Source organism: Rhizobium sp. M1 (assembly GCF_002531805.1).
Classification (GTDB): Bacteria; Pseudomonadota; Alphaproteobacteria; order Rhizobiales; family Rhizobiaceae; genus Rhizobium; species Rhizobium etli_C.
The window spans coordinates 14304-39270 of sequence record NZ_NWSW01000042.1; the positions used below are offsets into that span (position 1 = coordinate 14304).

Sequence of the window (24967 nt, forward strand, 5' to 3'; positions counted from 1 at the left end):
GTTGAGTAGGAAGAACCGCAAAAAGCCGGAACAGTTCCAGCGCTATGAGATCGCCGCGGGAGCGGTCTCCGCAAAAAATATGGAACAGTGTCGCCGCCCATCGGTTGGTGAAAGGTCGCAACCCTGAAACATGGAGCCGAAAATGAGCAAGACCAACGTTCGTGATCTTCAGAAACGCGCCGAACAGCAGGTTAAAAACACCAGCGCCGGCGGCCACCTCGGCGGCACCTATTTCGGCCAGCAACCCGACGGCAAAACCACCTCGGACAGCAGCAACGACAGCGCCAAGGCTCGGCCGAACGATGGGAGCAATTGAGCGGGCGCGGCCTCAAAGGCAAGATTTACCCGCCACCTCATCGAACGGGCTGACAGAGCGGCCGGCTGACGGCCGCTCGTCGGGCTAGCTCGCAAAGGCTTGGCATTCTCCCCGCACCGGTCGAGCGATTCCGGATTATCGGCTATAGCCCTCCATTTCCTGATCATCGTGGATGGGCGGCGGGACAATGAGGCGGTTCATTCATCTTCGTAGGGGCCGCCGGGAGCTAAGCCCGTCGTGGGATCATAGTTGAATATCTCCATGATCGTTCCCGCAGTGGTCCCAAATTTGAGGTTTGCCTGGTTCTGATCCATAAATCGCCTTTGCGCCCGCACAAATCGCTTGCCCTCCGACCAAATCCAGACGTCACCATAGGCAACATAGGGATCCAAATGCCGGGTCATCCTGTAATGTTTGACCTTCTTCCCCTTCTCCGTGTCTTCGCCAATGAGCGTGCATGACCTATATTTCGGACCGTCGACATCAAGAAGTGACCAATTCGTGCGATTGCCGCGGGCCCACTCTTTTTTTCGCAAATCGTGAAAATACGATGTGTCTTGGTCAAAGCGCATTTCTGCGATCTGCTTGAGAGAGCCGTCCGATCGGACATCATAAAGTTTGGCGCTGTAGAACCAGCTTGATCGGGTCGCGGCATAGGAATAGTTCACTTCCGCGCAGGACGGATCCTCCTTGATATCGGTGGCGGCAAAGGCCGAAGGCGCGATCGTTGCCATGAACAACCCGCTCAAAACAGTAAATCTCAGCAAATTCCCTCCTCTTGCTACCAAAACCTTCAATATGGGTAGTATTACTTCGACCATGTCCCCGGCGGCTCTATCACGACCACACCGCCGCAGCTAGAGGCCGCCCCGCAAAGCGGAGCATAAGCGTTGCGCGGCACTCTCCACGATCCCTCATCCTGAAGGCGCGCAAGCCCGAAGGGCGGAGCCTCGAAGGATACGCCGCAACGCTGTTTGTTCCCCTCAACGCCAAGCGCCCGGGGAAGAAGCTGTCATTGATCGGCAACGTCCCTGCCCTAGCTTATGCTCGCGGCCGGCCGGCCGCAGCGGGACATCATCCGACAGCGGAGGGGCGACGTGGGATCCTATTCGATTGACGATGCGATCCGGGAGCTTGTCCCGGTTCTTTCCAAGGCGCCGGCGACCGCCGTCAGCGGCGAATGGACCGCCACCACCATGCAGGCCGGCCATTCCTCAAGCACGGGCGGCTACCGCGATGCGGCGGGACAGCCCGTGTCGGACGATTCACGCGATCCGCTGCGCATCATCGGCGATGTCGTCGAAAGACTGGATGAGGCAGCGACCGAGCGCTTCAACACGGTGGTGATCCGCTGGAAGAAGCCGGCCCTTCCCTTCATGCGGGCGCAGGTCACGATCGAAACCAGTTTCGACCAGGCGATCGTGCCGCGCGGCCCCGACGACCCGATCTACGAGCGCGCCGCAAGCGCCCGCCGGGCCTTCTGGCAGAGCCGCGGCACCGTGCACGAAACTTTTGCCGCCGAGCGCGCCGCGGCCAATGTCTACGCCCAGACCAAGTGGTTCGGTCCACACCGCCGGATCCTGGCGATCGATGCGCCGGGAAGGATGATCCTTGCCACCGACGGTCTCTCCACACCCTGGGCCGGCATCTCCGAACCCGAGAACGGCGTCGAATGCGAACTCTTCATGGAATTCGGCGCCGCCACCCTGGATGCGACCACGACCGGCGACTGGGGAAACCTTTTGATAAACCTCGGCGATCTCGTGGCCGACGGCTACCGCGTCGCCCGCGATGTCGAAAAACACGGTGCCATCCTGTTCTGCCGGCTGACGGAGGATTACCTTCCCCTGACCCGCATCATCCTCAGCCGTGATCCTGGCCGGATCGACGGCATGCCCTTCGGCTCCGTGCCGCTGGTCCGAGCAACGGCAGTTGCCGAAACCGAGATCGAGGGCCGCGATCCCGACGAGGACTGGGGCGCGACGGCGGCGCGCCAGGCGCTGGCGAACCGCGGCATCGAGCTTTAGGCAAGCTCAAGGCGCGTAGCGTGTGAAGACAAAATCATGGTCTTTCACATTGCCGACATGGCAGGAGAGACAGGTCTCATGCTGCGCGGCGTCAACCGGCTTGCCGTTGACGAACCTTCCGAAGCCCCAGCCATGGCTGTCGGGATATTTCTTGGAGTCTTTCACCATCACCTGCACCGTGGTCGGAGCCCCCGGCACCGTCGCCGGCGCAAATTCCGTCGATTGTTTGCGTTTGTAGGCAAGCTTCACCAGGATCGACCCGTCGGGAAACGGCAGTGTGCCGTTCTTGTATGCCCCGACGGCAATATCGTTGCCGAGGACGGCGCGCAGTTCGTCGAGCGGCGGCGCTTCCTGTGCCGGCGCGATGAATTTCCAGTCCCTGTAGCCATCAGGAATGGTGACGCCGTAGATCGGCGAGGCGTTGTCCGGCGGGGCACCGGACGCCGAGGAAGAGAAGACGGCGACGCTGAGGGCGAGACTGGACATGGCAACTACGCCAAGGAGAGCAAGCTTCATTGAAAACTCCTGCCGGACCGATGTTCTGCGGCAGGATCGTTTCGGATTGTATCTGACGAATGTCAGTCTCCGGCCGAAATGTATCGAAGTGTAGCCGTATTCGCCCCGGCTGGGTATTCCTGTCCCTCGGCCTCTCCCGAGGGATACCGCAGGAATGGCGGGAAGAGAGGCAGAGCGCCAGGTTACGAGGCGACGCAGCAATCCGCTGCGTGTGCCATGTTTCGCAAACCTGGCGCAACGTGCATTATTCGTTGATGTCCGGCTCGACGACCTTGGCGAGATTGCGCAGCGATTCCTGCCAGCCGAGATAGCAGGCCTCGGGCGGAATGACGTCGGGCACGCCGGCCTGGGTGATGTTCACCTCGGTGCCGACCGAAACCTTCTTCAGCGTGACGGTGACGTCCATTTCGCCCGGCAGGTTCGGGTCTTCGAACTTGTCGGTGTAGCGGACGCGTTCACCCGGGACGAGCTCGAGGAACTCGCCGCCGAAGGCGTGGCTGTTGCCGGTCGTGAAGTTGCGGAAGGACATTCTGAAGGTGCCGCCGACGGCCGGTTCCAGATGATGCACGGTGCAGAGAAAACCGTTCGGCGGAAGCCATTTGGCGAGCGCGTCTGCCTCGATGAAGGCGCGATAGACCTTTTCCGGGCTGGTCGCGAAAACGCGGTGCAGGCGTATGGTGCTTGGCATGGTGGTGATCCTTTTGTGGACGGAATGAACGAGCTAAGGACGGATAAACCGTCGCCGACCCGACAGGGAACCGATCTTTTCTTCGAGAAAAATCACGCGAAGCTGAATTGCGCCGCGCCGCAGACACGTTTGCCCCTGCGCGTCAGGCTGCGGCCTGGTCGCCCAGCGCGTTGAGCAGCAGGCGGGCGGCCTGTTTCGACGAGGCCGGGTTCTGCCCGGTGATCAGCTGATCGTCCTGGACGACGTGCACGGCCCAGTCCTTAGTCGCTGAGAACTTGGCCCCCTGCTCTTTCAGGACGTCTTCGAGCAGATAGGGCACGACCTCGACGAGTTGCACGGCAGCCTCCTCGGAATTGGTGAAACCGGTCACCGTCCGCCCCTTGGCGATCGGTCCGCCATCCGGCGCCTTGACCTTGGTCAGGATCCCCGGCGCGTGGCAGACGAGCGCCAGCGGCTTGCCTGCCGCGAGCGTCTCCTCGATCAGCGCATGGGCGTTGCGGTCGTTTGTCAGGTCCCAGAGTGGGCCATGGCCGCCGGGGAAGAACACGGTGTCATAATCGGCCTGGTCGATGTCAGACAGTCGCAGCGTATTGGCGAGCGCGGCTGTTGCGGCCGGATCCTGTTCGAAGCGCCGCGTGTCTTCCGTCTGAAACGCCGGCTCGTTGCTCTTCGGATCGAGCGGCGGCTGGCCTCCTTTTGGCGAAGCGAGCGCGACCTCGGCCCCGGCATCACGAAAGACGAAATAAGGGGCGGCGAGTTCCTCGAGCCAGAAGCCCGTTTTCTTGCCGGTATTTCCCAGCTGATCATGCGATGTGAGAACCATGAGAATTTTCATTGCCAGCTCCTTCGGCCCGGCCGGCGGACAGAGCCTTCGCGTCCGGTTTAACGGTGAAATACTGCCTGCAATCTCATGCTGAATGCCGAAATCATAAATCGGCCGCCCCCGCGACACAAGCCTCCTGGCCCCGACGGGATCCGCCCGAATACCGCTGTGAGTTTTGAGGCTGAGGTGTATGAAGAACGACAGCTTGCGCATACGATCGGCGACGTCGCGCAAGCGTCCGGGGACGTTGGAAATGAGCAAGCCGAATTATCGGGATATCGCCCGCCACGCCGGCGTCGGAACCGCCACGGTCGAGCGGGTCCTGAACGGGCGCGGCGGTGTGCGCCCGGAACTGGTCGAGAAGGTGATCATTGCCGCCCGCGCTATGGATTATCCTCGCAAGCTCCCGGACACCCATCGCGGCCTGTTGCGCATAGAGGTGTTGATGGTACGTCCCGAAACGACCTTCTATCAGCGGCTCTCCACAGCATTCGAGAGGATCGCGGCGACCCTCGACCCACTGGTCATCGTGCATCGCAGCTTTACCGAAGAGATGAAGCCGGAAGAAATCGCGCGCCGCATCTTGTCGGCCGGCCTGCGACGCGCAGGTCTGATCCTGGCGGTGCCTAGCAATCCGGTGATCGGCGCGGCCGTCGAGATGGTCAGCGCCCAAGGCTTGCCGGTTGTGCACGTCGTCACTCGCGCCTCGGAACATACAGGCGAATTCGTCGGCATCGACAATTATGCCGCCGGCCGGACGGCAGCGCTGTTCATCGGCCGAATGGGACGCCGGACCGGTCCCGTCTTTGCGATCTGCCATCCGATCTATCAGGTGCACCGCGATCGAATCCGCGGCTTTTCGGACTATTTTCTCGAGCACCCCGGTGCCACCAGCTTCCAGTGCCTGGGGTTCGGTCTCGACGAAGAGCATCTCGGCGCGGAACTCCTGTCCTCGGCATTGCGGATGTATCCTGATCTTGCCGGCCTCTACAATGCCGGCGGCGGCAATTCCGCACTGATCAACGTGCTGCGGCGGCATGCGCGCGAACGCGGCATCTTCTTCGTCGGCCACGAGCTCACCGACTATACGCGCAGCGCCTTGCAGGACGGCATCATGGATGTGGTCCTCGACCAGGCGCCCGAGGCGCAGGCCAGGCGATCGCTCGATCTGATCCTGCGCCGGATTGGCTTGACCGATATTGAGCCGGATCGGGCGCCAATCCGCTTCATCACCATCACCAAGGAAAGCGCTTGATCTAATTTGATCAAGAATGGCTTCGGCGCCGCGGCGGTCTCCTGCTACTTTCAAGACAGGAGGAGAGCCGATGCGTCGACAGCCGCGACATCCCGACACGAAAGGCGCTCTCCCGCGATCAAGATGCATATGCGGGCCGACGATTCCGTCCGCCCGAAGGAGAGAGCAATGGACGATCTGAAATTCGGCACGCGCAACAAGCGCGGCGACTGGGCGCCGAACCAGCCGGCGGAAACCGCGCCGCTGTTTGCGTTTCCGCCGCGGCTGGTGGCGATCCTGAAATGGCTGCCGCATTACTTCTTTCCTTGGAATGCGATTTTCGCCGCCTCCGCGATCGCTTACTGGGTCTGGGTCATTCCGCCGGTGGAGACGATGCAAACGCTCGGCATCGGCTGGATCGCCTGGCTCTACGCCGTGAACGCGATCTGCGTTTTGCTCTTCTACGGCGCTTTCGAGGTGCATCTCTATGTGCTGAAGCGCCAGGAAAACCGCTTCAAATACAATGGAAAGTTTCCGTCCGAGCAGAAGAACAAAGCCTTCTGGTTCGAGCGCCAGAACGTCGACAACATGCTGCGCACTTTCCTGTCGGGTGTGACCATCTGGACGGCGATCGAGGCTGCGATGCTCTGGGCCTATGCCAACGGTTACGCACCCTGGCTAAACTTCGCGGAGCGTCCATGGACGCTTGCCCTCGTAGCCCTCGTCGTGCCAATGATTCACGAGTTCCACTTCTTCTGCATCCACAGGCTCATCCATACGCCCTTCCTCTATAAGTGGGTGCACTCGGTCCACCATAACTCGGTCAATCCCTCGCCTTGGTCTTCGCTGTCGATGCATCCAGTCGAGCACCTGCTCTACCTCGGCACGGCCTTCTACCACCTGATCCTGCCGTCCAATCCGATCCTCATGCTCTACCAGCTGCATTATGCCGGCTTCGGCGCCATTCCCGGCCATGTCGGCTTCGACAAGGTCGAAATCGGCGGGGACAATCTCATGGATAGCCACGCCTATGCGCATTACCTCCACCACAAATATTTCGAGGTGAATTACGGCGACGCCCTTATCCCGCTCGATAAGTGGTTCGGCACCTGGCACGACGGCTCTGCTGAAGGCGAGGCGCAGATGCAGGAGCGCTATCGCCGGCGCAAGGAAAAACTCGCCGCCCGCAAGGCGCGTATGGAAGTCACGGGAGCAGCCGAATGAGCTGGATTACTGCTTGCAAGCTCGACGACATTGAGCAGGAAGGCGCCATCCGTTTCGACCACGGCAGCCGCACCTACGCCATCTATCGCGGCCCTGACGACAGCGTCTATTGCACGGCCGGCCTCTGCACCCACGAGGCGATCCATCTCGCCGACGGACTGGTCATGGATTTCGAGGTCGAATGTCCGAAGCATTCCGGCGCCTTCGATTATCGCACCGGCGAAGCCTTGAGGCTGCCCGCCTGCGAGAACCTGAAGACCTACCCGGCAGAGGTGATCGATGGAGAGGTTCGCGTGGCTCTGACCTGAGCCCGCGACATAGGCAGGCCTGAACGGCCTCCGGAACGGATCGCGCGGCCCGGCGCCCCTTGGGAGGATAAGATGAAATCAATCTGTGTGGCGGCCGTCCTGGCCGCCCTGACGACGACTGCTGCCTCGGCCGAGACGATCGGCGTTTCGATGCAGAGTTTCGACAATAATTTCCAGACGCTGCTGCGCGAGGGGCTGCAGGCACGGGCATCCAAGCTCACCGGCGTCAGCCTGCAGATCGAGGATGCGCAGACCGACGTTTCGAAACAACGCAGCCAGGTCGACAATTTCATCGCATCGGGGGTCGATGCGATCATCATGACGCTCGCCGACACCTCTGCCGCCACCGGCATCAGCGAGGCCGCCCGAAAAGCCGGCATTCCGCTCGTCTACCTCAATCTCGAACCGGAAAATATCGACAAGCTGCCGGAAAAGCAGGCCTATGTCGGTTCGAAGGAAACCGACTCCGGAAGGCTCGGCGCCGAAGCCGCCTGTGAACTGCTGAAGAAGAAGGGCAAGGCGAACGACGCCCAGGCTTATATCCTGATGGGCGATCTCGCGCATCAGGCCTCGCGCGACCGCACCTCATCGGTCAAGGCGACGCTGGCGGCAGGCGATTGCAAGGGCGTGACCATCGCCGACGAGCAGACCGCCGCCTGGACGCGCACCAACGCCATGGATCTGACCACGAACTGGCTGACGGCCGGTCGTCCGATCGACGTGATCTTCGCCAATAATGATGAGATGGCGCTTGGCGCCATTCAGGCGCTCAAGGCATCCGGCGTGTCGATGGACGACGTCACCGTCGTCGGCATCGATGCGACGCAGGATGCGTTGGCGGCAATGGCGGCGGGCGATCTTGACGTGACTGTCTTCCAAAACGCCAAACAACAGGCGGCAAGTGCCGTCGACGCCGCCGTCGCGCTTGCCCACGGCAACAGCGTCGACAAGGAAGTCTGGGTGCCATTCGAGCTGGTCACGCCGACGAACATGGCCGAATACGCCAAGAAGAACTGATCCTCCCCGGCCGGCGTCTCCTCCTCACGAGCGCCGGCCGCTTTTTTTTCAGGAGAACAGCATGGACGGTATCGTCATCATCGGCGCGGGCGAGTCCGGAACCCGGGCGGCCTTTGCACTGCGCGAAGCGGGCTATCGCGGATCCGTCACGCTGGTCGGAACCGAACCGCATCTGCCCTATGAACGGCCGCCGCTGTCGAAAACCGTCGACGGTGCGGTGCAGATGAAGCTGATCTGCGCGGCGGATGTGCTGGCAGCGGCCGGCATCACCTATCTCAAGGGTTTGTCGGCCACCAGGCTGGATGCCGAGGCCGCGACCGTGACGGTAAGCGACGGTCGGATATTGCATTACGAAAAGCTGCTTCTGACCACCGGCGCACGGCCGAGACGACTTGCCTGCCCCGGCGCCGAGCGCGCACTCGACTTCCGCACCCATGCCGACGCCGAGGCCATCTTCTCCAATATCGCCCCCGGCCGGAGCGTCGCAATCATCGGCGCCGGCCTGATCGGCATGGAGCTCGCAGCGGTCCTTCGCGGCAGGAACGTTGCGGTCAGCGTGATCGAAGCCGCGCCGAAACCTTTGGGCCGCGCCGTCCCTGCCCGCTTTGCCGAGAAGCTGCACATCAGACATGTCGCCGAAGGGGTGCGTTTCCATTTCGATCGGGCCGTTGCGGCAATCGGCGAGGATGGCGTTACCCTGACCGACGGCAGCCTAGTGCCCGCCGATCTCGTCGTCAGCGCCATCGGGGTCCTGCCCGACATCGCCCTGGCGGAAGCGGCGGGACTGGCCACCGGCAATGGCATTCTGACGGATGCCTATCTTCGCACCAGCGCACCGAAAATCTATGCGGCAGGCGATTGCGCGGCGGTCGTCCAACCGGGCGGAGGGCATATTCGCTATGAAAGCTGGCGCAATGCCAGAACGCAGGCCGAGACCGCGGCGCGCAACATGGCCGGCACCGCCGAGGCGTTTGCCGCCATTCCCTGGTTCTGGTCCGACCAGTACGATCTGGGCCTGCAGGTGGCGGGACAGCCGCAGCCCGCTCATCAGCCTGTCCGGCGTTTGATGCCGGCAGGCGAGCTCGAATTCTATCTCGACGATGGCCGCCTCGTGGCGGCCGCCGGCCTTGGCATCGGCAACGGCCTGGCCAAGGATATCAAGCTTGCCGAGCTGCTGATTGCCGCAGGTATCAGTCCCTCGCCCGCGGCGCTGGCCGATCCGGGCGTCAACCTCAAGATGCTTCTGAAAAGCCCGCGGGCCGCATGACCCAGAAGCTGCTGATCTTCCAGTCGCTCTGGGCCATGGAGCGCCGGCATACGGACGGATTCGAGCGCACACTCGACGAGAACATCGCGATGATCCGCCAGGCGGGCTTCGACGGCATCAGCGCGCATTACACCAACCGCCGGGATGTCGTTTTGCTGAACGAGACGCTCCGAGGCAGCGGGCTGAAGATCGAGGCGGTCTGCTTTCCCCGTTCAGTCGAGGATCTGCGGCTGCCGCTGGAGCTTGCCGCGGCCTTTCCTGTCAGCCACATCAACCTGCAGCCCGATATCCGCCTGCGCCGCGTCGAGGCTTGCCTGCCGCTCCTCGACGGCTGGATGCGGCTCGCCGAAGATGCCGGCATTCCGGTCTTCATCGAAACTCATCGCGACCGGATGACGACGGACCTGTTCTTCACGTTGGATCTGCTCGACCGGCGCCCCGAACTGCCGCTGTTGGCCGATCTGTCGCATTTCCTGGTCGGCCGCGAATTCGCCTTTCCGGTCGTTGAGGAAAACCACGCCCATATCCGGCGCATCCTGCGGAATGCCCGCGCATTTCACGGCCGCGTCGCGTCCTGCGAACAGGTGCAGATCGAAATTGCCTTTCCGCACCACCGGCCCTGGGTCGATCTCTTCCTGCAATGGTGGGACTATGGTTTTCGCCATTGGCGATCCCACGCCGCCGATGACGCCGAGCTGGTTTTCACCTGCGAGCTGGGTCCCAAACCCTATGCGATCACCGGCAGAGACGGCAACGATTCGACCGACAGATGGGTCGAGGCGCTGGCGCTGCGCCAGATGGTGCGTGAGCTGTGGGATGCCCAGGAAAGGCTCTAATTCCTTCTCTCGCCCGCCGCTTGCGGCAGCTTCTCAATGCCGGCGATCGGCTCCGTCTCATCGGTGCGGGCGTCCACAGCGGCGAACAGGCCGGGGTGGAGGTTTGGGGATTGTTAATCAGAAATGCCTAATGTAAATCTTAACGAGCACAAGTTGTGCGGGAGTAGAGTTGCTATAATATCTGGTAGGATATTCGATAGGGAGAGCCTCCTACATGCGGAAACCTGCTGCCCGTTTAGCCCTCGGAAAGCCGGAGGCAGAAGCTTCGAGCTTGATCGACCGGCTTCTGTTCTTTGACCGCGATTTCAATCCCATCGAGGATCTGCACGGGAATGCGCTGCCCCCGTCCGTCAAACCGGCCGCCTCCTTCTGGGAGCATTTTCCGGAGCTGGACAAATCAGCAGTTACACTCGCGTTCCGTTCACTGGATGATAGCGGCAAGCCGCTGCGAATATCGGGCCATCTCGGCGCCCCCGACTCACACGGCCTGACGATCTACCGGATCGGCGACCTGTTCGCCGTGGTCAGATCCGAGGGACCGCTTGACGATGAACGCGCAACGCTTTTGCATCTCGCAACCCATGATCCGCTGACTGGACTGCCGAACCGGCGTCAGTTCAGCGAAGACCTGACCACTCTGTTGCAGGAAAACGCGGGCTCCAACGAGACTCTGTCGTTGATGCAGCTCGACCTTGACGATTTCAAACCCGTCAACGACACGCTCGGGCATGCCGCCGGCGACAAGCTTCTTCAATCGGCGGCAAGGCGTATTCTTGCCTGCCTTTCCAGCGATGACAGAGCCTATCGGCTGGCCGGCGATGAATTCACGGTGATATCAGTGGGCTCGGGACAACCGGCCAAAGCGCACCGTTTGGCGGAGGATCTGGTTGCTGCGTTCAAAAAGCCCTTTACGATAAACGGCATCGCAGTCTTTGTCGGCACCAGCATCGGCATATCCACGGCTCCAACGGACGGGACAACTCCGGAGGAGCTTATGAAAGCGTCCGACCTCGCACTCTACACCGCCAAGAAAGACGGGCGCGGTCGGGCAAGAGCCTTCGACCCGGCAATGCTCGAATTGCTGGAGCAACGGGAACTGCTGCGCCGCAGCCTGCGAATGGCCCTGGTGCAACAGCAATTCTATGTCGAATACCAGCCTATCGCCGAGGGCGGCTGCATCGTCGGCTTCGAAGCATTGCTGAGATGGCATCATCCCCTGCTCGGAAAGATTCCGCCTGCGTCATTCATTCCGATGGCCGAGGCGGATGGAATGATGCCGGAGATCGGCGCGTGGGTTTTAGAGCAGGCATGCCATGAGGCGATGAAGTGGCCGGAAAACTACCTGGTCGCCGTCAATCTGTCAGCGGCTGAATTCCTGACAAGCGGCCTCACTGACCGGATTTCCCAGACGCTGGACCTGGTCGGACTTCCGCCCGACCGTCTGGAGCTTGAAATAACCGAAAGCGTGCTGCTCGAGCGCACCGTCAACAACATCGACACCCTGAACACTCTCAATGTGCTGGGCATTCGAATTTCGCTGGATGATTTCGGGACGGAATATTCGTCCCTGAGCTATCTGAAAACATTTCCTTTCGATACGATCAAAATCGACAAATACTTTATCACCGATCTTGAAACCGATCTGAAGAGCCAGGCAATCGTCCGCTGCATCGTCAACCTTGCACATGACCTCGACATGCAGGTGACAGCCGAGGGGGTCGAGACGCCGGGTCAGGCGGAATGGTTGCACAGCGTCGGGTGCGACAGGCTGCAGGGCTATCTGGTGAGCAGGCCGCTTGGCGTGGAGGCAATTGACGACTTCATTACCCGGGCGGACGCATCCAAGATCCACGCTCGACAATAGTGCTTTACCGATTTTTCGCCGTGCTTTTAGATCGCATGCAAATCTGACGCTCCAGACCGACGAACGGAGGGTGTATTGGAAGAGGAAGCATACCGCTTCGACGACCACGCATTTGTGCCAATGATATCGCTGGAAATGAACGTTGCGGTGTTCAAATCTCAATGGCAGTTTTGCGACGAGATTACCGAATATCTCTCCGACATTCTCGGACAGGGTCACAGCGATCCCGCTCGGTACGCCAACTTTCTTTCAGTCGCGGCAAACGAGCTGATCGAACTCGCTTTTCGCGCGACGAACGGACGGGGCACGATCAGTTTCAGCCTCGCCCGCAGCGCGACATACAATCGGCTGCGAATTGCGTTTCCTTGCGATGAGGAGTTTCGCCGCAAACACGTGAAGGCAGGATCAGGCAAAATCCAGCCTGGCCGCAACGGCGGGCCCGATCACACGGTCACGAAGTCCGATGAGGCTTTGCTCAACAATTTGGCGACAATATTCGGCGCCGCCATCCACATCGAGAAAGACGGCGCGGACAGGATCGGCATCATTGCCGATTTCCCCTCGGCCGAGGATTTTCAATGAGCGTGCTTTCCATGCCCTTCACCGCGCGGTTTGATCCGACAAATCAGGAGCTCGTACTGGCCGGCAAGATGCGGCCCGAAAATGCTGCCGAGATTGCCGATGCGCTCGAGCTGGTGCGGCAGAGTTTGGAAAAATACAGCGGCATCGTTTACCTCAACGTCAAACGTCTGACGCACATCAACATGACGGCCTTCACCGCTCTGTGCGATATCCTCGCCGCCGGCTGCCGAACGAGGCCGGAACGGAAGATCAAGATCATTACCTCGAGCGTGATGGCATGGTCTGCCTCGCTGTTCGAGATGCTGGCGGCATCGCTGCCGAACCTGTCGGTCGAGATTTATGATTCGGCGTTTTATCCCGGCCAGAGCTTTGTCGAGGACGAGTCTTTCATTCCCATCCTGCGCACGCAGACGAAAATGACCTGGCGGCACGAACGCGAACTCTTGCCGCGCCACGGTCTGCGCAGCGGTGTCGCCATGGCGGATATCTGCTGCGGCATCGGTGATTTCGCGGGTTTGGTTCAGCGGGAATTCAAGCCGGCGCGCCTTGTCGCGCTCGATCATTCCGTGCGCAGTCTCGACTATGCCCGCAAGGTCGCTGCCGACTTCGATCTGCAAGGCATCGAATACACCTATGGCGACGCCTCCCAGATGCTGCTTCGAGACGATCAGTTCGACTTTGTCACCTGCCGGCACTCGCTGCAGATTTTCGACCGCCCCGAAATGCTGCTGCGAGAACTTTATCGCATCTGCAAGCCCGGCGGCCGGGTCTACATCACCAACGAAAAGAATTCGCATTGCCTCGGCGAGCCGCATGCCGACTCGATAAAATGGACTTACGAGGAAGTCGCCAAGCTGTTCAGCCACTTCGACATGGATGTCGAGATGGGACCGAAAAGCCGCCATCTCCTGGTCAACGCCGGCTTCGAGGACATCAAGGTCGACTGCTTCATGGTGACGAATCTTGACGGCGATCCGCAGGACTTCGCAAACATCATCGAAGCCTGGGAAAACGTGTATGCCGGCGAGATGGCGGTGCGCCGCGGCGACTCGGCGGATTTCATTCGCCGGTTCCGGCAGGGATTTAAGGATCACGTCTTTGCCGCTCTTCACCCCAAGGGTTATGCAGGCTGGCCGATCTGGGCAGCCTCTGGTCGAAAGCCGCTATGATGGACGGGCACGTATCGAAGAGACCGGTGGGACTGCGCTCGTTTCGAGCAAAGTTCATCCTGGTCGTCGGCGGCGCCGTTCTTTTTGACCTGCTGGTCAGCGGTGGCTTGGCACTTTGGAACGTTCAGAGGCTGTCGCGCGATGCAACGCTCGAAGTCGGCCAGGGTCTTGAAGCCGCAAGCCAGGAGTATATCCGCACCTATGCCGATTCGACCGCAGCCCAGGTGAATTTGCTGCTGCGGCAGGTCCACAACGACGTCGACACGCTGGCAGGCGTGCTGCAGGCACAGATCGACAATCCCGCCCGCAATTCCGACGTCGGCGCGGCGATGGCCCGCACGTCGCCCGGCAGCGTCAGCCTGTCCTACGACGAGAAGGGGAAATGGTCTCAGAACGCGCCCGGCTCCGCTTCGGTCGTCAGTGTCTGGGGTTACCTGCTCGGACAGGACCACCAGCCGACGCCCGACGTTGCGCGCGATATAGAGACAAGCGCGGTTCTCGATCTGGTTGCCCCGAACCTGCTGCAGCACGGCGCTTCAAAGCTGCAGATGTATTACATCGGACCGAAGGAACGACCGATCTTCAGGACGGCGCCCTACACCGACCAGGCCCAGACATTCGATCGCCTCTACCCCGGGCACAACGAGGCCGATTTCTGGGAATTCTTTTTCCCCGGCCTTTATGAGTCCTGGCAAAGCTGGGCCAGGGACGCGAAAACGCGGCCGGTCGCCGACGACATCACCCAGACGGCGCCCTATACCGATGCCATTACCGGCAAGCTGATCGTCAGTTTCTTTCATCCGCTCTGGACCGCCGACAGGCAGGGTGTCGCCGGGACGGCCGGCGCCGACATTACGCTCGACCAGCTCGCCCAGACGGTGGAAAATGTTAAAGTCGCCCAGTCCGGCTTCGGATTCCTGGCAATGTCCGACGGCAACGTGGTCGCAATCAATAGCACAGGCGAAAAGACGCTCGGCCTGGTTTCGGCGAGCGGCGCGAGCGGAACCGGCGTGACCGGGCTGGAGCGTTCGCTGAAAGGAAGCTCACAGCCTGCGATCGCGAAACTGGCGCTCGACCGCGAACAGGGCATCCAGCACCTGCTGTTGCAGAAAGACGGCAACGAAGTTCCCTATATCGTCATCGTCAAGAAGCTGCCGGCAACCAATCTCTGGTCCAGCGGCCCGGTTCGGCAAGAGGCGATGCTGCTTGGGGTGGTTGTGCCGGAACGGGAAATCGACGCCTCCCTCTATGCCGCCCAGGCCAAGATATCCGAGGCCACCAACCGGATCGTGATCTACCAGATCATCGCAATCCTGATGTCGCTGCTGATCGTGGCGATCGCCGTGTTTGCGGCTTCGAAACGCATCACCAGCGGAATCAGCGCCCTTGCCGGTGCCGCCAAGCGGATCCAGGCGCAGGATTATTCCGTCAGAGTGGCGATAACGAGCAAGGATGAAGTCGGTGCGGCCGGTGAAGCCTTCAATCGCATGGCCGAACAGATCAGCTATCACACCGAAAATCTCGAGCAGCTCGTCGAGGAACGAACGGCCCAGATCGAAGATGCGAAGGAAGAGATCTCGGCACTGAACGCACAGCTCCAGCGAGAAAACCGCCGACTCGGAACGGAGCTCGCCGTCGCCGAGCGAATCCAGATGATGGTTCTTCCGCTGCAACAGGAGCTGGAAGACTTTCAGGACATCGAGATCGCAGCCTATATGCGACCTGCGGAAGAAGTCGGCGGTGATTATTACGACGTCTTGAAGCACGGCAAGCGGTTGAAGATCGGCATCGGCGACGTCACCGGCCATGGGCTCGAAAGCGGCGTGCTGATGCTGATGGTCCAATCCGTCGCTCGCGCCCTTCAGGAAGCGGGAAATACCGACGCCGTCGAATTTCTGGCGAATCTGAACAGCGCCCTGTTCAAAAACATTGTGCGGACCAGGATCGACAAGCATCTGACGCTCGCCTTTCTCGACTATGACGGCAAAGACATGATCCTGTCAGGACAGCACGAGGAAGTCGTCATCGTGCGGGCAAACGGCGAAATTCAACGCATCGACACCATGGATCTCGGCATACCGATCGGGTTGGAAGCCGATATTTCCGACTTCATCAAGACCCGTGAAATCGCCTTCGAGAAAGGCGACCTGATACTCCTGCATACCGACGGGGTGACGGAAGCCGAAAACGACGCGGGAGAACTGTTCGGCATGGAACGCCTGTGCAGGGAGGCGCTCCGCTTGAAGGATCAGAGCGCTGAGAAAGTCGTTTCGGAAATTGTCGCGACATTAATGCTCTTCATCGGATCACAGAAAATCTACGACGACATCACGCTTCTCGCAGTGCGGCATAGGTGAGACATGACGGCCAAAATTTACGGTCTCGAATCTCTGGTAGACATCAGTCTGGATTCAGGCGCTCGCCTTACCTTGAGCGATGGGCCGCTTCAGCTTGGATGGCGGCATTCGGGAATGACGTCGGACTTCATCGCCGAGATCATGGCCCTGCCCTATGCCCGTTCGAAGAAGGATTACCTGCAGGCGCATCATGACATCGGCTATCTCAGCAACGAGCTGATCGAAAATGCCGTGAAATTTCGACAGCCGGGCGAGATCCTGATCGAAGCCGGCATGGTCAAGGGAAGCTTTTTGATCAGAGTCCGGAACGCCATCGACCGCGCGACATCATCTCGCTTTCAGCAACTGCTGCAACGCCTGCAATCCAAGGAGCCCGGCCTTCTGCTTCTTGAGCAAATCGAAACCAACGCCATATCGTCAGCAGGCGGTTCCGGCCTGGGTTTGCTCACCCTTCTGAGCGATTACGATGCAAGAATGGCATGGACATTCGAAGAGAATAACGAAGAGCAGATCATACTGACGACGACAGCAGCCGTGGCGATGCCACCCTCCTCCAATTTGTGAGCAAAGAATGGAAATCAGCGACGAAAACTTCCGCGTTTGGGCGGAAAAGAATGAAGTCTTTTTCGACGGCGTGTTCCGCCTGGCGGGACCCGACGCCTATGCGCCGATTTATTCATTGATAACAACCCTCCTTCACGAGGGCCACAAACAGGTGACCTTCGACCTGACCGGCCTCGAATTCCTCAATTCCTCGGGGATCAATCTCCTGGCGAAATTGACGATCGAAGCCAGAAAAATGGGCGACCTCCTCCTCATTGTGAAGGGCACCAACCAACATCCCTGGCAAGCGAAATCGCTGCCGAACCTGAAGAAGCTGCACCCGCTGCTCGATTTGCGCCTGGCGTGAGTTGGGGTGAAGCCGATTTCGGCCCGGAGCGTGAGCTGGCGACGACCACCCCACCTCCGTCATTTCAGGCCTTGAGCCGAGCATCCACACGGCACCCACCAGCGCCAGCGGCATGGGTCCTCGGGTCAAGCCCGAGGACGACGGAGATTGGGGTTGGCGTCTCGCCAAACTCCAGCGTTCTATAAGGCACGCGGGGTCGCAGATGCTTCATCATGCGCCACCACCACCCTCATCTCGCCCTCGCGTCGTGCCCCTCGGAATGGCAAAGTGCGAGGTGACGATGACCCGCCCACCCTCCGTCATGCTCGGCCTTGAGCCCAGCATCCACGCGGCACCCACCAGCGCCCGCGGCATGGGTCCTCGGGTCAAGCCCGAGGACGACGGAGATTGGGGTTGGCGTCTCGCTAAACTCCAGCGTTCTATAGGGCACGCGGGGTTGCGGAAGCGTCGTCGGGGCCAGCCCATGGGACGCTTTCCCAGGCCGGCACCACCACCCTCATCTTGCCCTCGTGTCGTGACCCTGGGAATGCCGGAGTGTGAGGTGACGATGTCCCACCTCCGTCATGCTCGGCCTTGAGCCCAGCATCCACACGGCGCCACCAGCGCCAGCGGCATGGGTCCTCGGGTCAAGCCCGAGGACGACGGAGGTAGAGGTTGGCGTCTCGCCAAACTCGGCTGCCTCACAAGGCGTGCCGCATGGTAACCGGTGCTCCGCTAACCCGCCGCCCTGATCTGCGGCCGCCGTCCCATGAACGGCCAACCGGGTATCTCCATGGAACTGCGTGCTGCATAGCGGGCACGATCTCTCACCCAACCGGATGATTGGAATCGCTGGTCCGGACTATAGTTTAGAGCAGGTTTCCGACGACTCTACGCGAGATGTCGTCGATAGGGCTCGATCTTCGCGACGAACTCTTTTTTTAAAGAGCATGCCCGAACAAGCAGATGTGGCTGATGTAAAGGAACCTTCATGGCCGTAGCAGCCCTGATCGGTCCGACAGGCTCCACGTCATCGGATGATGTTTAGAAGATAACGACATGCGCAATACAATAGCAGTCGGCCTGGCCGCCTTGGTCGCCACGTACTTTCTGGGCGGCATGAGCGCGAGACATGAGATCTTTCCTTGGCCGCAACTTTCCGCGCTGAGGACAATGGTTGGCGGAGAGAAGGCGGCGGCTCCAAGCCGCTATACTTTCGACGGCAAGGAACGACTCATCGGCGATGAATCAAAAACGCCTGTGACCTGCCCGACGCAAACCGAGCGAACTGCTGTCTTACTGCTTCTTGGCCAATCGAACGCGGCCAATGACGGTGGGCAACGGCACCGGTCAAATTATGGCGATCGCGTTGTAAACGCCTTTGACAAACGCTGCTTCATCGCGGCGTCGCCACTGCTTGGAGCGACCGATACCAAGGGAGAGTACTGGACGCTCCTTGGAACCACCTGATCGCATCGGGACAGAATGACAACGTCATCCTCGCACCTCTCGCATATTCCGGATCCGAGGTCGCACGATGGGCGGCAGGCGGTGACCTCAATCCGGTGCTGGTCGATACAATGAAACGGCTTCAGGATTCCGGCTATCGGATAACGAGCGTCCTCTGGGTGCAAGGAGAGGCAGACCTCGTTTTGGGCACCACTGCGGGGGACTATCAGGCACGTTTCCTGTCGATGGTCGACACATTGCGCCAGCACGGCGTCGAAGCACCCGTTTACATTTCGATCGCATCGAAATGCCTCGAACCGAGCAACGGCGGCGTCAAGGAGCATATTCCGGACAATGCGATCGTACGGGCGCAACTGGCCCTGTCAAAAAGCGGCCACGGTATCCGAGAGGGCGTAAATACCGACGCGTTGCTCGATGGAGACGACCGCTACGACGATTGCCATATCGGGGGCTCAGGCGCGGAGAAAGTGGCACGGGCCTGGCTGAACCTTCTGAGCACCGATCGCCGCCTGGAAACCTCGGGATAGTCTTCCCTGACGCGGTTTCGCGAGACCATGACCGCCGGCGCGGCGCGCCGCTGTGCTTCATCTAAGACCATAGCCGCTACCCTGAACCGGACCTCAGTCCGATGTGCAACGCGCGATAGCAATCTATCTTTCAAGTCAGTTCACGTCGTGCAGTGCACGGCATTCTGATGGTCTCATTCGGAGGAAAACGATGCGGATAGCAACCTTAGCGTCCCTGGCCGTGCTTTCGCTGGCGCTTGCAGCAAGCCCGGCAACGATTGTCGGGCTCGACATGGCCGCACTTGCAAAGGACGGCGGAAACGGCGGCGGCAATGGTGGCGGGGGCGGCAACGGCGGCGGTCATGGCGGCGGCAACGGAAATGGTGGCGGCCAGAACAGCGGTTCAGATCATGGCAACTCCAAATCGCAATCCGTGAGAGGCAAATCGTCGGAGGCAACCGGCAAGAACAAGTCCGGCAAGACAGACACCGCAGCAAAAAGCACGAAAGAGAAGAACCTGTCGGCGCAGCTTAAGGGCCTGAATTCCTTGAAACGGAATTACCGGGCGCTGATGAACACATCGGACCCGCGCATGGCTGCCATTTCGGCCTACGCCGTGGCCTACGCCCAGTATGAGCTCGACAACGGAATCGAGCCCGCAGCCGACGACCCCGTGCTGGGCGATGCGGCCCTGGAGGATGCCTTGGCTTCCGCCAGCAAAACCGGCGAGGTGAGCCCGGCGGTTCTGGACGAAGCCAAGACCATTCTCGGCGTTGGCGAAGCCGACGGCAAGATTGATCAGATCCGCACCTCGCTCGAGAACGCCGCGTCGACGACGTCAGATGAATAGCCACGAGTGAGTTGCGAGCGGTGCGAAGCCACCGGAATAGCTTCGCACGAACTATAAGAGCATTTCCGATTTTGTTTGAGTTCGGAAATGCTCTATTTTTTTGCCAACTCACCGGCGCCCGGCCTTCTTCATCGGCTTTTATGCACGGGCGAACTCAGCTTTCAAACAGGCAAACATCTCTTTCACATAGTCGGCAAGGGACTTGCGCCCTTGCTCCTCGGCCCAGCTGTCAATCGCAAGCCGCAGGACGCCGGCAGACACCATCGCCACCACGCGCAGCGCCTGGCGGCGCCCCTGGTGCGGCCAGATTTCGCACAGCGCTTCGAAGGTCACCTGCTCCATTTGCAGGTATTTGGCCTGGTTGCTTGCGCGCAGCTGCTCGTTGGAGCGAAGAATCCGGTCAATGACAATGGCTTGTTCTGCGTCGAAATACGCCAAAAGCTTTAGGTGAGCGTTGCAAACCATATCGAGCGGAGACTGATCTTTCGGCTGCGCCAGGACGGCGACGCGAAAGGCCTCCGGCAGGCCTTTTTGCCAAGCGGCAAGGATCTCCTCTTTCGAGTCGAAATAGTAGAAGAACGTCCGCCGCGAAATGCCGGCAGCCTCGGCGATCGCATCCAGCGTCGTTGCCTCGTAGCCGTTGGAGGCAAACAGCCTGAGCGCAGAATCCGTAATGCGCTGAAGGGTTTCGCGCCGCTTCTTCTCACGCCAGCCTTGCTGTTTCGGTCGATCCTGTTCCATCCCGGTAGCGATAACAGGAATCGCATCCCTTGTAAAATCGCACTCAGTGCAATATCGTATTCCGCAGTCAATGGATGAGAGGACGATATGAAAAGGGTGCAATATGACCGCCATGGCGGCCCGGAAATAATGTATTTCGGCGACCACGATTTGCCGCCGGCCGGCGATGGCGAGGTGCGGGTCTCGGTGAGAGCAGCTGCGATCAACCCGTTCGACTGGAAGCTCCGGCAGGGCGCGATGAAGCTATTTACCGGCAGACGATTTCCCAAAGGCATGGGCACGGATTTTGCCGGCATCGTCGAGGCGGTCGGCGGCGGGGTGGCCAATTTCCGAGTTGGCGACGAAGTCTTCGGCACGGTTGATTTCAAGAGATCCGGCGCCTTCGCCGAAGCGGTGATGGTCAAGGCCAGTCATCTGGCGAAAAAGCCGCCGCAGCTTTCCTTTGCCGAAGCGGCCTCGCTTCCTATTGCCGCAATGACGGCATGGGTGGCGATCATCGACAGGGCGCAGGCCCGTCCCGGCGCCCGTATTTTCATCAACGGCTGCAATGGCGCGGTCGGCGCCTTCGCCGTCCAGCTGGCGATCTCCCGCGGTGCGCATGTTGCGGGCGCATGCGGACCGGCATCGAGGGACAACGTCAGAGCCGCGGGCGTTCACCCGATTTTCGGCTATTCCGACAGCCAGACCTACTATACGCTGCAGGGAACCTACGACGCCGTCTTCGACACGCTCGGCACGCTCGACGTCGGCCCCAGCTTTGCGATGCTCAATCCCGGGGGCGTCTTCATCGACATCAACCCGACCCCGGCAAGGATGCTGCGCGGAATGCTGTCAAAACGCTACAAGCTCGCCTTCGCCACGATGGGCATCAAGCGTCTGCCTGAGATCGCCGAACTCGCCGGCAACGGCACGCTGCGGCCGGCAATCGGACTGGAAGCGCCCTTCACCGACGCCCTGTCGGTCATCGCCGATACGGAAGCTGGGCGGCGCATCTCCGGCAAGGCCGTGCTGGCATTCTGATCCGCCGCCGGCTTGGCGGATGCAAGAAGCAGCGTTGCGGTGCGTGCTTCGAGGCTCCGCCCTTTCGGGCTGCGCACCTCAGCATGAGGGGCGTTGGGGAATGCCGCGCTGTAATCGCGGATGCGGGAGGATGCCCGCAACCTCCAAGAGAGCCTTATTCTGAGGTGCGCGCAGCGCCCTCATCCGCCTGCCGCCACCTTCTCCCCAGCGGAGGTCCGAAGGAGGGGCGAGGCCGACGGCCGCCGCCTACCCCAATCCCGAAGGCCTTCCCACTCTACCCGGCTCAATCCGCTAGCCATTTCGAGACAATCTTGGCCGCCGCCCGTCTGCGTCCGACGCGGATGTCGGACGCCTCGATATCGAAATCAATGCCGCACTTCTCGCGCACCTGTCGCAGCCAATCCGGAAAGGCATGGAGGTTACCCCGGCCCAGAGTTGGAAATCCGAGGTCGTTTCGGTAGCTCTTCTTATCGCTTTCGGAAAACTCGCCGCGGTCCGCGATGCGGGAGGTCAGCTCCCACTGCCAGTCGGGGTCGGGGCGGATATGCAGCCGCACGACGTTTTTGGCGATCAGGGGATGGTCCTTCGTGCCTCGCAGCGGGATGGCGATGTGGATATCCCAATCTTCATCCGCGTCGAAAGGAAGACCAAGCTTTTCGGCCAGGGCGAGGGTTTCGGTCGCGTTGCGGCGAGCGAGCTCGATACCTTTAAGCTTCGCCGCCAGGGCCTGGAAGCGCTGTTCGTCCGGTTCCGCATCCGCCAGCACGGCCTCGACATAGCGATGCAGCATCGCGATCTGTTCGGCGGACCGCATGAGCTGATATTTCCCCTCGATCATATCGGCCACAAGCTCGGTACGGGTCGCCTTGTTCAGGAGGCAGATGAACACCATGCCCCAGAAGCGGAGATCGGTGACGTCGTAGAACTCCTCGCCATAGCGGCGGTCGTGGCAATAGCCGAGGTGACGAAAGGTCTCGAGAATGCGCACGGCGTCCATTGCGAAAGGAACGAACTTGGCCTTCTTGTCGCGCTGGGCCGGCATCGTCGTATAGCTGCCGACCTGGGCAATCAGCTTGAGCCGCGCCTTGAGAGCGGCGGCCGACGTCGTTTCCCCGCTCGGAAGCTCGCCCGTGTCATCGCATCCGAACACAAACAGCAATTGGTGTCGGCGAGACATCTGGATGACGCCCTCAAGATCGAGAAACGGCATCATGCGCCGATAGGCCTCGCGCAGCAGCGGCATCTCCTTGTCGCCGACGATGGGCGGACCGCCGGCGACGCGCATGAAGTGGAAATAGAAATTCACCCGCTCTTCCGGCTCGAGAAGACCGGAGACCTTGGTGGCGATCGGCCCGATGCGATGATGATTGGCCGGCCAGAACCTGCCCTGGCGGCGATCGGCGAAAGCCGCGTCCTCGTCGACAATGAATGTTCGCAAAAGGTCTGCTTCAGTGTTCGTCATCGCGCGATTCCAATCAATTTCTCCATGATTGATTGTGTTTCTCGTCGCTGCTACGTCAAGATGGTATCTTGCAATCCGTCCGAGCCCGAAAGCCTGCACTGGCCCCGTCCCTCCCCGCCCTGTCACTATCTGCCCCAAGGTCGATGATCGCGCAGCCGTAACCTCCGGGCCGACAGGCACCATCGCCTCGGCCGCAACACACTAGGAGCCCTGGACGATCTTTTCTGCGCGTGGCAATGATGCCGCATGGACGATGTTCTAATTCAAGCGCACAAGCATTCTGCTAGACATCGGCAAGATATCGAAACGAGTGGACGTTGCGGCTGCTTCGACTGCTGCGCGGTTTTCGAACCATCTGAAATTGAGGAATGGGTTGACGCCGATACGACGGCGCTCTGCCCCCGGTGTGGCATTGATGCTGTGCTAGGCGACGCCTCTGGCTTGCCGGTGACGGCAAAAGACTTCCTTACTCGAATGAAAAGTCGTTGGTTCTAACGGAGCGGTTCGTCCGCTTCGGGCCGCGAGCTGCCATTTCCCAAGCCAGAAATAGCGGCGCCAACGCTTTATTTTGGGCGGGCCGAGTGTAAGCTGGCGGTCCTCTACCAGCACGAAGCGCGCCCATGCCCCGTTTTTTAGCCGTTTACACGATGAACCCCGAAGACCTTGCCTCTTTTCGCAGCCTGCCCAAGGTCGAGCAGGACGCAATCGATGCCGTCGGCCTTCAACAGTGGACGGCGTGGGAAAACAGGAATGCCAATTTCATCCACGATCGCGGCGGCATGGTGGGCAAAACGACTCGTGTGACCAAAGACGGCATCTCGAAAGCCGTGAACCCCTTTTGTGGATATCTTGTAGTCGAGACAGAGACCGCCGAGGAAGCCGCGAGGCTGTTCGAGGACCACCCGCATATTACAGTCTTTCCGGGGGACGGCGTTGATATCATGCCCTTCCTAAGCTGAACGGCATTGTGGCCAGAAGCCGCGGCATCTAAGCCAACGGCTGTTTTGGCCAAAAGCAGCTATAACGCGTCAGGGATTTCTCTCTCGAAGCGCATCCGCAATGACTGAAATGCCGGCAGGTTCCGGCGCGTTTCTACTAACGAGGACCAATGACATTTCGGAACGTTTGGACAGACGCAGATTTTGCTGAGATGGGTTGGCATGACGCGGTTGTCTATTCGATGACCTTCCCGCAAGCAGATTTCGTCATCCGCTTCGATGTCGACTACATTTTCCAATGGCACTGGACCGACAAGAACATTCGAGGGTGGGACGTGGCTCCCTGCACCTTAGAGTTTCTGAACGTGTCAAACTTGCAGGTTGCGCTAGATTGGCAAATGCAAGGTGATACTTCGATCCAAGACATCACCCGGCAAAACAGTCGTCCATCGCCCAATGGGAAATTCACCCTGTGGGACTATCGGGTCGAACTTGATGTGGGGAACATTGGCTTTAGCGCAACTGGTTTCACCCAGACCGCTCGTACTCCACCCACGTTCTCAACGTCTCAATCTCTGGGGCGGAGGCTCCAGATTGTGAAATAGCCGCTTACGCAGCGTCGATCTGACTGCAGCGGTCAAATTGACCATCGGTCATATCCGGCATCACGATACTTATCTGCGTTTGGGAATGCTGCTCGGCGAATGCAAGAAGCAGCGTTGCGGCGTGCTTCGAGGCTCCGCCCTGTCGGGCTGCGCACCTCAGCATGAGGGAGGTTGGAGGATGCCGCACTTGTGATCGCGAGCACAGCAGGATGCTCGGCCTCCAAGAGAGCCTCATCCTTGTACGTTGCCGTTGTTGTA

General features: G+C 60.3%; 24 protein-coding genes and 1 pseudogene. 19 read left to right on the top strand and 6 right to left on the bottom strand.

Features of this window, described 5'->3' with window-relative positions; genetic code table 11:
• Positions 1 to 142: 142 nt before the first annotated feature.
• A complete protein-coding gene (locus tag CO655_RS34040) occupies positions 143 to 316 on the top strand; it encodes a hypothetical protein (RefSeq protein WP_097584329.1) in 174 nt (57 codons plus the stop codon).
• A gap of 197 nt (positions 317 to 513) precedes the next feature.
• Here the strand turns inward: CO655_RS34040 and CO655_RS29000 are convergent, their stop codons facing one another.
• Positions 514 to 1083, bottom strand: coding sequence for a hypothetical protein (locus CO655_RS29000; protein WP_141514374.1), 570 nt, complete (start codon positions 1081 to 1083; stop codon positions 514 to 516).
• 330 nt (positions 1084 to 1413) lie between these two features.
• On the opposite strand from CO655_RS29000, the gene CO655_RS29005 reads away from it, so the two are divergent.
• Positions 1414 to 2343, top strand: coding sequence for a hypothetical protein (locus CO655_RS29005; RefSeq protein ID WP_010033221.1), 930 nt, complete (start codon positions 1414 to 1416; stop codon positions 2341 to 2343).
• Positions 2344 to 2349: 6 nt separating this feature from the next.
• Here the strand turns inward: CO655_RS29005 and CO655_RS29010 are convergent, their stop codons facing one another.
• The 3 genes from CO655_RS29010 to CO655_RS29020 all read right to left on the bottom strand — a co-directional run bounded on the left by CO655_RS29010 (position 2350) and on the right by CO655_RS29020 (position 4382).
• On the bottom strand, positions 2350 to 2859 hold the full coding sequence (locus CO655_RS29010; RefSeq protein WP_010033218.1) for a cytochrome P460 family protein: 510 nt from the start codon (positions 2857 to 2859) through the stop codon (positions 2350 to 2352).
• 244 nt (positions 2860 to 3103) lie between these two features.
• Complete coding sequence (locus tag CO655_RS29015; protein ID WP_064682539.1) at positions 3104 to 3547, bottom strand: SRPBCC family protein; 444 nt, start codon at positions 3545 to 3547, stop codon at positions 3104 to 3106.
• A gap of 142 nt (positions 3548 to 3689) precedes the next feature.
• Positions 3690 to 4382, bottom strand: a complete 693-nt coding sequence (locus CO655_RS29020; protein WP_097667610.1) for a type 1 glutamine amidotransferase domain-containing protein — start codon at positions 4380 to 4382, stop codon at positions 3690 to 3692.
• Between the two features lie 241 nt (positions 4383 to 4623).
• Here CO655_RS29020 and CO655_RS29025 point away from each other — a divergent pair, with 241 nt between their 5' ends.
• From CO655_RS29025 to CO655_RS29090, 14 genes and pseudogenes are all read left to right on the top strand, one after another.
• Positions 4624 to 5625: a LacI family DNA-binding transcriptional regulator gene (locus tag CO655_RS29025; RefSeq protein WP_097667625.1), complete on the top strand. Its 1002-nt coding sequence runs from the start codon at positions 4624 to 4626 to the stop codon at positions 5623 to 5625.
• 168 nt (positions 5626 to 5793) lie between these two features.
• On the top strand, positions 5794 to 6828 hold the full coding sequence (locus tag CO655_RS29030; protein ID WP_097667611.1) for a sterol desaturase family protein: 1035 nt from the start codon (positions 5794 to 5796) through the stop codon (positions 6826 to 6828).
• The gene (locus CO655_RS29035; protein WP_097667612.1) at positions 6825 to 7136 is read left to right on the top strand and encodes a MocE family 2Fe-2S type ferredoxin; all 312 of its coding nucleotides are present in this window, start codon (positions 6825 to 6827) and stop codon (positions 7134 to 7136) included. The genes CO655_RS29030 and CO655_RS29035 overlap by 4 nt, the downstream gene beginning before the upstream one ends.
• Before the next feature lie 72 nt (positions 7137 to 7208).
• Positions 7209 to 8153: a substrate-binding domain-containing protein gene (locus CO655_RS29040; RefSeq protein ID WP_097605413.1), complete on the top strand. Its 945-nt coding sequence runs from the start codon at positions 7209 to 7211 to the stop codon at positions 8151 to 8153.
• A gap of 61 nt (positions 8154 to 8214) precedes the next feature.
• Positions 8215 to 9420 (top strand): FAD-dependent oxidoreductase, encoded by a 1206-nt coding sequence (locus CO655_RS29045; RefSeq protein ID WP_097667613.1) that lies wholly within the window; start codon positions 8215 to 8217, stop codon positions 9418 to 9420.
• Entirely contained in the window at positions 9417 to 10256 is an 840-nt protein-coding gene (locus CO655_RS29050) for a xylose isomerase (protein WP_097667614.1), read from the top strand. The genes CO655_RS29045 and CO655_RS29050 overlap by 4 nt, the downstream gene beginning before the upstream one ends.
• A gap of 214 nt (positions 10257 to 10470) precedes the next feature.
• Positions 10471 to 12120: an EAL domain-containing protein gene (locus CO655_RS29055; protein WP_097667615.1), complete on the top strand. Its 1650-nt coding sequence runs from the start codon at positions 10471 to 10473 to the stop codon at positions 12118 to 12120.
• 75 nt (positions 12121 to 12195) lie between these two features.
• Positions 12196 to 12702, top strand: a complete 507-nt coding sequence (locus CO655_RS29060) for a hypothetical protein (RefSeq protein WP_097667616.1) — start codon at positions 12196 to 12198, stop codon at positions 12700 to 12702.
• On the top strand, positions 12699 to 13871 hold the full coding sequence (locus tag CO655_RS29065; RefSeq protein ID WP_097667617.1) for a class I SAM-dependent methyltransferase: 1173 nt from the start codon (positions 12699 to 12701) through the stop codon (positions 13869 to 13871). Before CO655_RS29060 ends, CO655_RS29065 begins: the two co-directional genes overlap by 4 nt.
• Complete coding sequence (locus CO655_RS29070; protein WP_097667618.1) at positions 13868 to 16228, top strand: SpoIIE family protein phosphatase; 2361 nt, start codon at positions 13868 to 13870, stop codon at positions 16226 to 16228. The genes CO655_RS29065 and CO655_RS29070 overlap by 4 nt, the downstream gene beginning before the upstream one ends.
• 3 nt (positions 16229 to 16231) lie before the next feature.
• Positions 16232 to 16792 (top strand): hypothetical protein, encoded by a 561-nt coding sequence (locus tag CO655_RS29075; RefSeq protein WP_010030402.1) that lies wholly within the window; start codon positions 16232 to 16234, stop codon positions 16790 to 16792.
• A gap of 7 nt (positions 16793 to 16799) precedes the next feature.
• Complete coding sequence (locus CO655_RS29080) at positions 16800 to 17138, top strand: hypothetical protein (RefSeq protein WP_010030401.1); 339 nt, start codon at positions 16800 to 16802, stop codon at positions 17136 to 17138.
• Between the two features lie 1038 nt (positions 17139 to 18176).
• Positions 18177 to 19114 (top strand): annotated as a pseudogene (locus tag CO655_RS29085) (sialate O-acetylesterase).
• A 190-nt stretch (positions 19115 to 19304) separates the two neighbouring features.
• Entirely contained in the window at positions 19305 to 19943 is a 639-nt protein-coding gene (locus CO655_RS29090) for a hypothetical protein (RefSeq protein ID WP_097667619.1), read from the top strand.
• Between the two features lie 138 nt (positions 19944 to 20081).
• On the opposite strand, the gene CO655_RS29095 is transcribed toward CO655_RS29090, so the two are convergent.
• Positions 20082 to 20684: a TetR/AcrR family transcriptional regulator gene (locus tag CO655_RS29095; protein ID WP_097667620.1), complete on the bottom strand. Its 603-nt coding sequence runs from the start codon at positions 20682 to 20684 to the stop codon at positions 20082 to 20084.
• 87 nt (positions 20685 to 20771) lie between these two features.
• Here CO655_RS29095 and CO655_RS29100 point away from each other — a divergent pair, with 87 nt between their 5' ends.
• Positions 20772 to 21704 (top strand): NAD(P)-dependent alcohol dehydrogenase, encoded by a 933-nt coding sequence (locus tag CO655_RS29100; RefSeq protein ID WP_097667621.1) that lies wholly within the window; start codon positions 20772 to 20774, stop codon positions 21702 to 21704.
• A 283-nt stretch (positions 21705 to 21987) separates the two neighbouring features.
• Here CO655_RS29100 and CO655_RS29105 read toward each other — a convergent pair whose 3' ends face one another.
• Entirely contained in the window at positions 21988 to 23166 is a 1179-nt protein-coding gene (locus CO655_RS29105; protein ID WP_097667622.1) for a hypothetical protein, read from the bottom strand.
• 620 nt (positions 23167 to 23786) lie between these two features.
• Here CO655_RS29105 and CO655_RS29115 point away from each other — a divergent pair.
• Both CO655_RS29115 and CO655_RS29120 read left to right on the top strand, forming a co-directional pair.
• The gene (locus CO655_RS29115; RefSeq protein ID WP_176539325.1) at positions 23787 to 24125 is read left to right on the top strand and encodes a hypothetical protein; all 339 of its coding nucleotides are present in this window, start codon (positions 23787 to 23789) and stop codon (positions 24123 to 24125) included.
• A 149-nt stretch (positions 24126 to 24274) separates the two neighbouring features.
• Positions 24275 to 24709 (top strand): hypothetical protein, encoded by a 435-nt coding sequence (locus CO655_RS29120; RefSeq protein ID WP_097667624.1) that lies wholly within the window; start codon positions 24275 to 24277, stop codon positions 24707 to 24709.
• Positions 24710 to 24967: the final 258 nt, after the last annotated feature.